The organism is Streptomyces sp. NPDC048171 (assembly GCF_043202655.1).
In the GTDB taxonomy this organism is placed as follows: domain Bacteria; phylum Actinomycetota; class Actinomycetes; order Streptomycetales; family Streptomycetaceae; genus Streptomyces.
The window spans coordinates 398,749-411,597 of sequence record NZ_JBIDAU010000003.1 but is presented as its reverse complement, the minus strand read 5'-3'; the positions used below and the strand labels follow the sequence as shown (position 1 = coordinate 411,597).

The 12,849-nt window shown below is 67.7% G+C and carries 8 protein-coding genes; 7 read left to right on the top strand and 1 reads right to left on the bottom strand.

Annotation, left to right across the window (positions count from 1 at the left end; all coding sequences use genetic code 11):
* Positions 1-130 precede the first annotated feature (130 nt).
* On the bottom strand, positions 131-3,937 hold the full coding sequence (locus ACGF3J_RS10565) for a GH92 family glycosyl hydrolase (protein WP_202558272.1): 3,807 nt from the start codon (positions 3,935-3,937) through the stop codon (positions 131-133).
* Between the two features lie 415 nt (positions 3,938-4,352).
* Between ACGF3J_RS10565 and ngcE the strand changes: the two genes are divergently transcribed.
* The 7 genes from ngcE to ACGF3J_RS10530 all read left to right on the top strand — a co-directional run bounded on the left by ngcE (position 4,353) and on the right by ACGF3J_RS10530 (position 12,629).
* The gene (gene ngcE, locus ACGF3J_RS10560; protein ID WP_161329368.1) at positions 4,353-5,801 is read left to right on the top strand and encodes an N-acetylglucosamine/diacetylchitobiose ABC transporter substrate-binding protein; all 1,449 of its coding nucleotides are present in this window, start codon (positions 4,353-4,355) and stop codon (positions 5,799-5,801) included.
* A gap of 85 nt (positions 5,802-5,886) precedes the next feature.
* Positions 5,887-6,813, top strand: coding sequence for a carbohydrate ABC transporter permease (locus tag ACGF3J_RS10555; protein WP_064730309.1), 927 nt, complete (start codon positions 5,887-5,889; stop codon positions 6,811-6,813).
* A gap of 3 nt (positions 6,814-6,816) precedes the next feature.
* Positions 6,817-7,740 carry a carbohydrate ABC transporter permease gene (locus ACGF3J_RS10550; protein ID WP_064730310.1) on the top strand — a complete coding sequence of 308 codons (924 nt, stop codon included), beginning with the start codon at positions 6,817-6,819 and terminating at the stop codon, positions 7,738-7,740.
* A gap of 203 nt (positions 7,741-7,943) precedes the next feature.
* Entirely contained in the window at positions 7,944-9,155 is a 1,212-nt protein-coding gene (locus tag ACGF3J_RS10545; RefSeq protein ID WP_161330583.1) for an ROK family transcriptional regulator, read from the top strand.
* A gap of 133 nt (positions 9,156-9,288) precedes the next feature.
* Positions 9,289-10,389 carry a sugar ABC transporter substrate-binding protein gene (locus ACGF3J_RS10540; protein ID WP_161330584.1) on the top strand — a complete coding sequence of 367 codons (1,101 nt, stop codon included), beginning with the start codon at positions 9,289-9,291 and terminating at the stop codon, positions 10,387-10,389.
* Between the two features lie 159 nt (positions 10,390-10,548).
* Positions 10,549-11,340: an ATP-binding cassette domain-containing protein gene (locus ACGF3J_RS10535; RefSeq protein WP_064730313.1), complete on the top strand. Its 792-nt coding sequence runs from the start codon at positions 10,549-10,551 to the stop codon at positions 11,338-11,340.
* Positions 11,337-12,629 (top strand): sugar ABC transporter permease, encoded by a 1,293-nt coding sequence (locus tag ACGF3J_RS10530; protein ID WP_393853913.1) that lies wholly within the window; start codon positions 11,337-11,339, stop codon positions 12,627-12,629. Before ACGF3J_RS10535 ends, ACGF3J_RS10530 begins: the two co-directional genes overlap by 4 nt.
* Positions 12,630-12,849: the final 220 nt, after the last annotated feature.

Here is a 12,849-nt window from a genome sequence, read left to right as displayed (position 1 = left end):
CAGATTTACCGCAGGGGACGAGAGCGGTACAGAACAGGTATGGAAGAGCAACGTGGGGCGTACAACCTTTTGCGGGGTACGCCGGTCACCCGGCGTACCCCGCGACTTCATCCCACGCTCACCGTGGGGTTCAGGACAGCAGCTCCACCTCCGCCAGCGTGTGCTCGCCGTCCAGGACCAGCCGGTACTTCGCGTACGTGCCCGGTGACTTCACCGAGAACGCCCGGGTCTGCCTGTCCCAGGCGAAGGACTCCCCGGAGCGCTGGTCCAGCGTCCGCCAGGTCGTGCCGTCGGTCGAGCCCTGGAGCTTCCAGCCGGCCGGTGCCTTGGTGTGGTCCTTCGGTGAAGTCAGCGTGTACTGGGCCGCCTTCACGCCCTTGCCGGAGACCGGCAGGTCCACCGACGTCACGCTCGCGTCGGTCGCCGAGGTGTTGTCGAACAGGGCGCCCTCGCCGGTGACGGCGTCCGCGCGCGGGGTCGGTACCTCGTCGTCCTGGGTGACCGACGGCGGGGCCGCGTTCTTGCCGGTGCCCCACGAGGAGGGCTTCGCGCCCATGTCGAACTCCAGGACGCCGCCCTTGGCGATCACCGAGTGGGGGAGCGAAGTGGAGTTCCAGCGCTTGCCGTTGACCTTCAGGCCCTGCACGTAGACGTTCTTCGTGCTGTTCTTCGGGGCCTTGACGACCAGCTTGCGGCCGTTCTCCAGGTGGACCGTCGCCTTGGTGAACTGCGGCGATCCGATGGCGTACTCACCACTGCCCATGACCAGCGGGTAGAAGCCGAGCGAGGAGAAGAGGAACCAGGCCGACTGCTCGCCGTTGTCCTCGTCACCGTGGTAGCCCTGGCCGATGTCGCTGCCGGTGTACAGACGCTGGAGCACCTCGCGGACGTTCTTCTGCGTCTTGTACGGCTGCCCGGCCGCGTCGTACATGTACAGGGCGTGGTGGGCGACCTGGTTGGAGTGCCCGTACATGCCCATCCGGACGTCCCGCGCCTCGGTCATCTCGTGGATGACACCGCCGTAGGAGCCCTTGAACTCCGGCGAGGCCGTCTCGGGGGTGGCCAGGTACTCGTCGAGCTTGTCGCCGAGGCCGCTCCGGCCGCCGTAGAGGTTGGCGAGGCCGCGGCTGTCCTGCGGGGCGGTGAAGGCGTAGCCCCAGCCGTTGGTCTCCGTGTAGTCGTAGCCCCACACGCGCGGGTCGTACTTCTCGGAGTCCACCCGCCAGTCGCCCTTGGCGTCCTTGCCCTGGAAGAAGCCGGCCTTGCTGTCGAAGAGGTTCACGTAGTCCTGCGCGCGGTTGAGGAAGTACGCCGACTCCTCCTTGTACCGCTTCTCGCCGGTCTCCTTGTAGAGCTTCTCGCCCATCTTCGCGATGCCGTAGTCGTTGAGGTAGCCCTCCAGCGCCCACGACAGGCCCTCGTGCGTCTCGGAGCTGGTGTAGCCGAGGAACGGCGAGGTCTCCATGCCCTTGCGGCCCACGCCCGAGGACGGGGGCACCACGGTGGCGTTCTTCACGGCCGCGTCGTAGGCCGCCTTGGCGTCGAAGTCGACGCCCTTGACGTAGGCGTCCGCGAACGCCACGTCGGAGGAGGTGCCGGTCATCAGGTCCGCGGCACCGGGCGAGGACCAGCGGGAGGTCCAGCCGCCGTCCTTGTAGTGCTGCACGAAGCCGTCGACCAGCTCACCGGCCTTGGACGGGGTCAGGAAGGAGTACGCGGGCCAGGTGGTCCGGTACGTGTCCCAGAAGCCGTTGTTGACGTAGACCTTGCCGTCGACGATCTTGGCGCCGGTCTCGGTCGGCGTGTCCTCCTTGACCGCCTTCGAGAAGGGGGAGGCGTACTTGTACTTCCCGCCGACCTTCTCGTGGCCGGCGTTCGGGTACAGGTACAGCCGGTAGAGGCTGGAGTACAGCGTGGTCAGCTGGTCCTGCGTGGCACCCTCGACCTCGACCTTGCCGAGGACCTCGTCCCACTGCTTCTGGGCGTCGCGCTTGACCTTGTCGAAGGAGGCGCGCGCGGGGATCTCCTGGCGCAGGTTGTCCTTCGCCTGCTCGACGCTGATCAGCGAGGTGGCGATGCGCAGCGTCACGGTGCGGTCCTTGCCCGCGTCGAAGCGCAGGTGGCCCTTGACGCCGCCGGCGTCGCCGCCGGTGACCTTGCTGTCGAACTCGCCGTGGACGAAGAGGCGGGTGGCACCGGTGGACAGCCCGGACTTGACGTCCGAGTAGCCCGAGAAGGTGCCGTTCTCCTTGTCCAGGGTGAGGCCGGCCTGGTCGGTGACGTTGTCGAAGATCACGCTCGCGTCGTCACCGGGGTAGGTGAAGCGCATCATCGCGGCGTGGTCGGTGGGGGTCACCTCGGCCTTGAGGCCGTTCTCGAACCGCACGCCGTAGTAGTACGGCCGGGCGGTCTCGTTCTCGTGCCGGAAGGCCAGCTCGCGGGCGTCGCGGCCGGTGTCCGGGGTGCCGGACGCGGCCGAGGGCATCACCTGGAAGGTCTGCCGGTCGCCCATCCACGGGCTCGGCTCGTGGCTCGCGCTGAACGCCTGGAGGGTGGGCAGGTTGTCCGCGTTGTTGCCGCGCGCGTACTCGTAGAGCCAGCTGAGCGATCCGGCGTTGGTCACCGGCGTCCAGAAGTTGAAGCCGTGCGGTACCGCGGTCGCCGGGAAGTTGTTGCCGCGCGAGAAGCTGCCGCTGGAGTTGGTGCCACGGGTGGTGAGCGCGTGGTCGGAGAGGTGGGCCTTCGGGCGCTCGTACGCGGCCCGCTCGATCTTCACGTCGTCCAGCCAGCCGCGGAACTTCGCCGGGCCCTTGGGGGAGTCGTACGCCACCAGGATCCGGTCGACGGTCTTGCCGGCCGCGACGGAGCCGATGCCCGACTGGACGCTGTTCCACTGGTTGACGTAGAGGATCTTGGCGTCGCCCTGACCGCGCGGCGTCAGCGGGAACCCGTGCTGGTCGGTGGCCTTGAGGTCGCTCAGGTGGGTGCCGTCGGTGAAGGCGAGGTCGACGGAGACGTTCGTGGCGTCGTAGTCGAGGTCGCCGTCGGCCATGGAGGGGAAGATCTTGTACGACAGCTCGCTGCGGCGGTCGACCTTCACATTGACGTCGAAGACCTTGTTGTACGAGTACGCCCGGCCGTCGGCGGTGTGCCGGCCCGCGTAGCGCAGGGCGTGCGTGCCGGTGAAGCCCGCGCCCGACTTCGCGGTCGGCGAGCCGGTCGGGCCGCGGTCGACCAGCGAGAGCATGTCCTCGGGGACCGGGGTGTCGCCGCCGCCGGTGGACAGCTGGAAGTCGGCGAGCTGGAGGGCGTCGCCCGCCCCGTTGTTCTTGGTGATCTCCAGCCGGAAGTGCTGGTACTCGGCGGCCTCGGCGAGGTCGTACGTCTTGGTCTGGAAGCGCTCGCCGAAGGATTCCCCGGAGCGGGAGTCCAGCGTCTGCCAGGTCTCGCCGTCCGCCGAGCCCTTCAGCGTCCAGTCCACCGGGTCGCGTTCGTCGTGGTCGTTGGCCGAGGTGAGGGCGTACTTGGCGATCTTCGTCGACTCGTCCAGGTCGAACTCGACCCAGCCCGTCTTCTCGAAGGTGAGCCACTTGGTGCCCGGCTCGCCGTCGACGAGGTTCTCCTTGACCTCGCCGCCGTTCGTGTTCTCGGCGCTGGCCCGCACGCCGGTCACGTGGTCGGTGACGTTGCCCGGTATGCCGGTCGTGTACCCGCCGTCCACACCCGAGGACCGCTTGCCGCCGTCCGCGCCGGTGTCCACGGTGTTGAGCCAGTCCGGAGCCGGGTCGTCCGCCTCGAACGAGGACGCGAACTCCCGGTCGGCTCCGGCCGGAGCCTGCGGCAGCGCGACCGCCGCCCCCTGTGAACCCACCGCCAAAGCGAAGGCGGTCGTCAGCACGACCGCCGGACCCCATCTGTGCCGAACTCTGTATTCCATGTCCTGGCCACCCTCCCTGCGCGTGGGACAACGTTGTCAAATCTGCTGCGCAAGGACCAGTAGGGGTCAAGTGGCATGTGATGTCAAGGGTGTTGGATGTGGCGTTCGGGGCTTATGCCAGGGATTCTTACGGCATGGCGTGCACAGGCCACTCATATTTCCGGGAGGTCTCAACTCGGAAAAGACGTACCGCCAACCTTGCTTTCGATCTTGATCCGCTGGCGGGAAGTGGACTATACCTGTCGCCCACCGGGGGATACGGGGGGAGCCGCGAAGAGGAACCGCCCAAGCGCCCGAGCAGCACTTTTCAGAAGAGCAGTACCAGCGTTTCCCGCACGAACCAGCGTGACCCGATCGCGGTGCCGGGGAGGATCCGGTTCACCGCCTGAGTCCTGTAGAAGGCGAGGACTTGAGCATGGGATCCACTTCCGCCGAGAACAACGGTACGGGCGTCGGCCGCCGCGATCTGATCAAGCGGTCCGCAGCGCTCGGCCTGATCTCCGTACCGACCATGGGCTTCCTCTCCGCCTGCGCGAGCGGCGGCGGGGACGACCAGGAGAAGGCCAAGGCGGGCGAGAAGTCCGCGAAGAACCCTCTCGCGGTCAACGACAGCGCCAAGATGGAATTCGTCCTCTTCGACGGCGGCTTCGGCAAGGAGTACGCCGAGGACGCCGTGAAGCTGTACGAGAAGGCCTTCCCGAAGGCCGAGGTGAAGTTCTCCGCCACCCAGAAGATCCAGTCGACCCTCCAGCCGCGCTTCAACGGCGGCAACCCGCCCGACCTCGTCGACAACTCCGGCGCCGAGCAGATGGACATGGGCGTCCTGGTCGGCAAGAAGCAGCTCGCCGACCTCACCCCGCTCCTCGACGCCCCGTCCTACGACGACCCGAACAAGAAGGTCCGCGACACGCTGCGCCCCGGCATCGTGGAAATGGGCCAGTTCGACGGCGAGCCGGTCTGGATCCTGTACTACGCGTACACGGTCTACGGGAACTGGTACTCGCAGAAGGCGCTCGACTCGCTGGACGCGGAGTACCCGAAGACCTGGGACGAGATGCTCGCGGTCTGCGAGAAGGCCAAGAAGAAGGGCATGGCGGGCTGGACGTACGCGGGCAAGTACCCGTACTACATCCCCTTCTCGATGTCCCCGATGATCGCCAAGGTCGGCGGTGTCGAGGTGCTGGACGCCATCGACAACCTGGAGCCGAACGCCTGGAAGCACCCGGCGGTCAAGACGGTCTTCGAGGCCTGGTACGAGCTGTACAAGAAGGGCTACATCCTCAAGGGCACCCCCGGCCTGGACCACATCCAGTCGCAGACCGCCTGGGCCAAGGGCAAGGCCCTGTTCATCCCCAACGGCTCCTGGGTGGAGAACGAGTCGGCCAAGGTCATCCCCGCCGACTTCGACCTCGCCGTGTCCGCCCCGCCCGGCATCGACGACAGCGACAAGATGCCCTTCGGCACGATGTGGGCCTCCGGCGGCGAGCCCTTCATCGTCCCGGCCAAGGCGGCCAACGGCGCCGGCGGCATGGAGCAGCTGCGCGTCATGCTCAGCGAGGCCTCCTCGAAGAACTTCACCAGCAAGGTGAAGTCGCTCAGCGCCTACAACGGCGGCACCGACGGCATCGAGCTGACCCCGGGCCTCAAGTCCGGCGTGGCGGCGCTGGAGCTGGCCGGCAGCAACGTGGTGAACCCGCGGATGCAGGACTGGTACGTGCAGCTCCAGAAGGAGAAGATCGGCGTCGGCTGCCTGGGCGAGATGATGGCGGGCCGGATGACTCCGGCCGAGACCATCAAGAAGATCCAGGGCTTCGCCGACGACGCCGCCAAGGACTCGTCGATCAAGCACTACAAGCACCAGTGAGGAAGCGTCACCAGGGCCTGTCCGGCGCCGGCGCGCCGGACAGGCCCTGGCGGCGCCACCCGCGCTCAGATCGGGGTCGGTAGCAATGCAGCACGGCAAGTACCGGTTCATCGTGGGGTTCCTCGCGGTACCCCTGGGGCTGTACACGCTCTTCGTGGTCTGGCCGTTCATCCAGTCCATCTACTACTCGTTCACGGACTGGACCGGGCTGAGTCCCGAGTTCAAGATGGTCGGCTTCGACAACTACTCGCGGATGCTCGACGACGACATCTTCTGGAAGTCGTTGTGGCACAGCGTGTTGTTCGCCCTGCTGGTGCCGCTGGTGACGCTCGGCCTGGCGCTCTTCTTCTCCTTCATGATCAACGTGGGCGGGCGGAAGCGGAAGGGCGGCCCAGTGATCACCGGGGTCCGCGGTTCCGGCTTCTACAAGATCGTCTACTTCTTCCCGCAGGTGCTGTCCATCGCGATCGTCGCCCTGCTGTTCCAGTTCGCCTACAACCCGGACAGCGGCGCGGTCAACTCCCTGCTGCGCGGGATCGGCCTGGACTCCGTCCAGCCGCTGTGGCTCGGCGATCCGAACCTCGCGCTGTGGTGCGTGATGGCGGTGCTCGTCTGGTCCACCGTCGGCTTCTTCGTGGTCCTCTTCTCGGCGGGCATGGCCTCCATCCCGGCGGAGCTGTACGAGGCCGCGCTGCTGGACGGGGCGAACCGCTTCACGACCTTCTTCAAGGTCACCCTGCCGCTGCTGTGGGACACCGTGCAGTCCGGCTGGGTCTACATGGGCATCCTCGCCCTCGGCGCCGAGTCCTTCGCGGTCGTGCAGATCATGACGACCGGGCCCGGCGGACCCGACTACTCGACCACCGTGACGGTCCTGTACGTGTACCAGAAGGCGTTCCGGGACGGTCAGGCCGCCTACGCCACCACCATCGGCGTCGCCCTGCTCCTCGTCACGCTGGCCTTCGCGGCGCTCGTGATGAAGCTGGGCCGGCGCGAGCGGCTGGAGTACTGAGCAATGAAGACGACCGAGACCCCCGCCCCCGTGCCGGCCGAGTCCGGCGCGCCCGTCCTGAAGACCGAGGCCGCGCCCGGCGGACTCCGCAAGGGGAAGAAGGAGGGCACCGCCCTCAACGTCTTCTCCCACGGCGTCCTCGTCATCTGGGCGATCATGGTCGGCATGCCGCTGGTGTGGGCGGTGATGACGTCCTTCAAGGACGACGCCTCCATCTTCGGCTCGCCCTGGTCGCTGCCAACCAAGCTGAACTTCGACAACTGGTCGCGGGCCTGGTCCCAGGCGCACATGAGCGACTACTTCCTCAACACCGTCATGGTGGTGGGCGGTTCGCTCGTCGGCACCCTCGTGCTGGGCTCCATGGCGGCCTATGTGCTGGCCCGCTTCGACTTTCCGGGCAACCGGTTCATCTATTACTTGTTCATCGGCGGCATGAGTTTCCCGATCATGCTGGCGCTGGTCCCGTTGTTCTACGTCGTGGACAACATGGGGCTGCTGAACACCATCCACGGGCTGATCCTGGTCTACATCGCCTACTCACTGCCCTTCACGGTGTTCTTCCTGACCGCGTTCTTCCGGACCCTGCCCAGCTCGGTGGCGGAGGCCGCGTTCGTGGACGGGGCCTCGCACACCCGGACGTTCTTCCAGGTCATGCTGCCGATGGCCAAGCCCGGCCTGATCAGCGTGGGGATCTTCAACTTCCTGGGGCAGTGGAACCAGTACATGCTGCCGACCGTGCTGAACACGGACCCGGACAAGCACGTCCTCACCCAGGGCCTGGTGCAGCTGGCGGTCAGCCAGGGGTACAAGGGCGACTGGTCGGGCCTGTTCGCGGGCCTGGTGATGGCCATGCTGCCGGTGCTGGCGGCCTACATCATCTTCCAGCGCCAGGTGGTCCAGGGACTCACCGCGGGCGCCCTGAAGTAGCGCCTCCGCGCTCCCCGACGTGTTCGCGCGTGCCGCTCCCGGAGGCCGGGGGCGGCACGCGCGTGTGTGCGGCCGCGCACCCGTGGGGGCCCTGATGCGGTTCAACCTCTTGACGGGAGGCGACCCGAACGGCTCAGCTTAGAGTTCACTAGTTGGACATGGACGGGGCCTCATCGAAGCGGCCCCGCGCGCAGGAGGTCGTCGTGGAGACTCCGGGGTCGCAGTCGTCGCTGCACCGAGCCAACCTGGAACGGGTCGTACGAGCGGTACGGCTCGCCGGTTCGCTCACGCAGGCGGAGATCGCGAGGACGACGGGCCTGTCCGCGGCGACTGTCTCGAACATCGTCCGGGAGCTGAAGGAGGGCGGGACCGTCGAGGTCACGCCCACGTCGGCGGGCGGCAGGCGGGCCCGCAGCGTCTCGCTGAGCGGGGACGCCGGCATCGTCATCGGCGTGGACTTCGGCCACACCCACCTGCGCGTCGCGATCGGGAACCTGGCCCATCAGGTGCTCGCCGAGGAGTCCGAGCCGCTGGACGTGGACGCCTCCTCGGACCAGGGCTTCGACCGGGCGGAACAGCTGGTCAGCCGGTTGGTCGCGGCCACCGGCGTCGACCGCTCCAAGATCGCCGGAGTGGGTCTCGGCGTGCCCGGCCCGATCGACGTGGAGTCCGGGACACTGGGCTCGACCGCCATCCTGCCCGGCTGGGGCGGCACCCGGCCCGCCGAGGAGCTGCGGGGGCGGCTCGGCGTGCCGGTGCACGTGGACAACGACGCGAACCTCGGCGCCCTGGGGGAGCTGGTCTGGGGGAGCGGCCGGGGGGTGCGGGACCTGGCGTACATCAAGGTCGCCAGCGGTGTCGGCGCGGGCCTGGTGATCGACGGGAAGATCTATCGGGGGCCGGGCGGCACAGCGGGAGAAATCGGGCATATCACCCTCGATGAGGCCGGCCCCGTCTGCCGTTGCGGAAACCGGGGTTGCCTGGAGACCTTCGCGGCAGCACGCTATGTGCTTCCGCTCCTCCAGCCCAGCCACGGCACCGATCTGACGATGGAGGGCGTCGTACGGCGGGCGCGGGACGGTGACCCGGGCTGCCGTCGGGTGATCGCCGACGTCGGCCGCCACATCGGCAGTGGAGTCGCCAACCTCTGCAACCTGCTCAATCCGAGCCGGGTCGTCCTCGGCGGCGATCTCGCCGAGGCCGGTGAGCTGGTGCTCGGCCCGATAAGAGAGTCTGTCGGGCGGTACGCCATCCCCAGTGCGGCGCGTCAACTCTCGGTGCTTCCCGGGGCACTTGGGGGCCGTGCGGAGGTGCTGGGGGCGCTCGCCCTCGCCCTCAGTGAAATGGGCGATTCGACCCTTTTGGACGGAAGTGCGACCGGCGCTCTGCCGGCGGCCACGCCTGCCTTCACTTAGAGCACGGATGGCACCGTTGTCATCTCGTTAAGGATTTACTTCTTGACGTCGTACGCGCGGCCGAGTTGACTTCCAGCCACCTCGGCCGCAACGACGCGGCCTCGTCAGGGAGGTTTGTGAAGTGAACACGCGTATGCGTCGTGCCGCCTTTGCCGTCGCCGCCGGCGCCATGGTCGTCTCGCTTGCTGCCTGTGGCAGCGCCGCGGAGTCCGGCGACAACGACTCGTCCGACTCGGCCGCGAAGAAGGGCGACGACATCAAGGTCGGTCTCCTGCTTCCGGAGAACCAGACCGCTCGCTACGAGAAGTTCGACAAGCCCATGATCGAGAAGAAGGTCAAGGAGCTCACGAACAACAAGGGCGAGGTCGTCTACGCCAACGCCAAGCAGGACGCCAGCCTGCAGAACCAGCAGGTCGACACGATGGTGACCAACAAGGTCGACGTGCTGATCCTGGACGCGGTGGACTACAAGGCCATCGCCGGCTCGGTGAAGAAGGCCAAGGACGCCGGCATCAAGGTCGTCGCCTTCGACCGCCTCGCCGAGGGCCCGATCGACGCCTACACCTCGTTCGACAACGTCACCGTCGGCAAGACGCAGGGCGAGGCCCTGCTGAAGGCGCTGGGCGACAAGGCCAAGGACAGCCAGGTCGTCATGATGAACGGCTCGTCCACCGACCCGAACGCCGCCCAGTTCAAGGAGGGCGCCCACTCCGCCCTCGACGGCAAGGTGAAGGTCGGCCGCGAGTACGACACCAAGGAGTGGAAGCCGGAGAACGCCAACGCCAACATGGAGGGCGCCATCTCCGCCCTCGGCAAGGACAAGATCGCCGGCGTCTACTCCGCCAACGACGGCATGGCGGGCGGCATCATCACCGCCCTGAAGGCCGCCGGCATCGCCGACATCCCGGTCACCGGCCAGGACGCCGAACTCGCGGGTGTGCAGCGCATCGTCACCGGTGAGCAGTACATGAGCGTCTTCAAGTCGTACCCGAAGGAGGCCGAGGTCGCGGCCGAGATGGCCGTGAAGCTGGCCAAGGGCGAGTCGCTCGACTCCATCGCCAACGACAAGGTCGACAGCGAGTCCGCCAAGGGCGTCCCCGCCGTCATCGTCCCGGTCGTCTCGCTGACCAAGGACAACATTAAGGAGACCGTCATCAAGGACGGCTTCTACACGATCGACGAGATCTGCGCCGGCAAGTACAAGGCCGCCTGCGACAAGATCGGTCTGAAGTAAGCGGATCCCGCGTCCCGAGCTGACTGAGCCGCCCGGGACCGTCCGCCCCAGCTCCTCCGGCGCCCCGCACTCATCAGCCCCGCAAGCTACGCGGGGCGCCGGACGGACCCTCCCCCAACCTTTCTGCACAACCTCCCGCCGGGTCAGGCGGCGAAGGAGATGGTTCACGTGTCCGCTACGCCCGTGCTGGCGTTGCGCGGGGTCTCCAAGCGATTCGGTGCCGTCCAGGCGCTCACCGACGTAGAGCTTGAGGTCCACGCCGGTGAGGTGGTCGCCCTGGTGGGCGACAACGGCGCCGGAAAGTCCACGCTGGTCAAGACGATCGCCGGCGTGCACCCCATCGATGAGGGCGCCATCGAGTGGGACGGCAGGTCCGTCTCGATCAACAGGCCGCACGACGCCCAGAACCTCGGCATCGCGACCGTCTACCAGGACCTCGCGCTGTGCGACAACATCGACGTCGTCGGCAACCTCTACCTGGGCCGGGAGCTGCGCAAGCGCGGCGTCCTGGACGAGGTGGAGATGGAGCGCCGCTCCCGCGAGCTGCTGGACACGCTGTCCATCCGCATCCCCAGCGTGCGCATCCCGATCGCCTCGCTCTCCGGCGGTCAGCGTCAGGTCGTGGCGATCGCCCGCTCCATGCTCGGCGAGCCGAAGCTGGTCATCCTGGACGAGCCCACCGCCGCCCTCGGCGTCGAGCAGACCGCCCAGGTCCTCGACCTCGTCGAGCGGCTGCGCGAGCGCGGCCACGCGGTCATCCTCATCAGCCACAACATGGCCGACGTCAAGGCGGTCGCCGACAAGGTCGCCGTCCTGCGCCTCGGGCGCAACAACGGCATCTTCGAGGTCAAGTCGACCTCCCAGGAAGAGATCATCTCCGCCATCACGGGCGCCACGGAGAACGCCGTGACCCGTCGTGCGGCGCGCACCAATGGGGAGATCAAGAAGTGAGCATCGACAAGACCTCCACGGCCGCCGAGGAGAGCTCGGTGGAGAACACGGACGCGGCCCCCGCCGCGGTCGCCGCGGTCGACCCCCGGCTGCTGGTACGCGAGCAGGGCTTTGCCGGCTACCTCGGCGAGTTCAAGCGGAAGATGAAGGCCGGCGACCTCGGCTCCATCCCGGTCGTCGTGGGCCTGCTGGTCATCTGGGCCATCTTCACCAGCCTGAACTCCAACTTCCTCACGGCCGGCAACTTCTCCGACATGTCGGTCGCCATGGTCGGCACCGGCATGATCGCCGTCGGTATCGTCTTCGTCCTGCTGCTCGGCGAGATCGACCTGTCGGTCGGCTCGGTCAGCGGTGTCGCGGGCGCCACCTTCGCGGTGCTCAGCGTCACGCACGGGATGAACGAGATACTCGCCCTGGTGCTGGCGATCCTCACCGGGACCGCGGCCGGCGCCATCCACGGCTTCGTCTTCGCCCGCATCGGTGTGCCCGCCTTCGCCGTGACACTGGCCGGCCTGCTGTTCTGGCAGGGCTTCATGCTGCAGATCCTCGGCAGCAACGGCACGATCAACCTCGACTCCGACGGCGTGGTCGTCAAGCTGACCAGCTACTACTTCAGCGACGTGGCCGCCGCCTACGGTCTGGCGATCGTCGTCACCGCCGGGTACTTCCTCAGCGCGTTCTTCGACAACCGCCGCCGCGAGGCCGTCGGAGTGCCGTCCCGGCCGCTGAACGAGATCATCGTGCGCACGGTGCTGCTCGCCGTGCTGGCCTTCGCCGTGGCGATCGTCTTCAACCAGTACAAGGGCCTGCCGCTGGCCGTCGTGATCTTCCTGGCCTTCCTGCTGCTCACGGACTTCGTCCTGCGCCGCACCGCCTACGGCCGGAAGATCTTCGCGCTCGGCGGCAGCGTCGAGGCGTCCCGCCGGGCCGGCATCAACGTCGAGCTGGTGCGGATCTCGGTCTTCGCGATCGCGGGCACCTTCGCCGCGATCGGCGGCCTCTTCGTCGCCTCGAAGATCGCCTCCGCCAACCAGGGCGCGGGCACCGGTGAGTTCCTGATGAACGTCATCGCCGCGGCCGTCATCGGCGGCACGTCCCTCTTCGGCGGCCGCGGCCGCACCTGGGACGCGCTGCTCGGTGTGATGGTCATCATCTCGATCCAGTACGGCCTCGCCCTGGAGGGCATCGCCTCGCCGGTCCAGTACATGATCACCGGTGGCGTGCTGCTGGCGACCGTCGTCATCGACGCGGTCACCCGCAAGACCCAGAAGACGGCCGGCCGCGCCTAGCCGTCACAGGCCCCCTGCGCGGCCCCACGGCCGACGACCGCCCGCCCGCCCGGCTGAGCCCCGGGAGGGCGGGCGGACGCGTCGTGCCGTGGCGTTCGGGGGACGGTGTGCGTCGGGCGCCGTCGGCGGGGCAGTCGTAGAACGGTCCGCCGCTGGGTAAGGCCGAACGCGTGACGTACGACGCACCGCCCGGACACGTTCCGCCACGGCGGAACATTAG

Bases quoted from the DNA above. Each gene is read 5' to 3' on its own strand.
- ACGF3J_RS10565 (WP_202558272.1), bottom strand. From the start codon at position 3,937: ATGGAATACAGAGTTCGGCACAGATGGGGTCCGGCGGTCGTGCTGACG.
- ngcE (WP_161329368.1), top strand. From the start codon at position 4,353: ATGGGATCCACTTCCGCCGAGAACAACGGTACGGGCGTCGGCCGCCGC.
- ACGF3J_RS10555 (WP_064730309.1), top strand. From the start codon at position 5,887: ATGCAGCACGGCAAGTACCGGTTCATCGTGGGGTTCCTCGCGGTACCC.
- ACGF3J_RS10550 (WP_064730310.1), top strand. From the start codon at position 6,817: ATGAAGACGACCGAGACCCCCGCCCCCGTGCCGGCCGAGTCCGGCGCG.
- ACGF3J_RS10540 (WP_161330584.1), top strand. From the start codon at position 9,289: ATGCGTCGTGCCGCCTTTGCCGTCGCCGCCGGCGCCATGGTCGTCTCG.
- ACGF3J_RS10535 (WP_064730313.1), top strand. From the start codon at position 10,549: ATGGTTCACGTGTCCGCTACGCCCGTGCTGGCGTTGCGCGGGGTCTCC.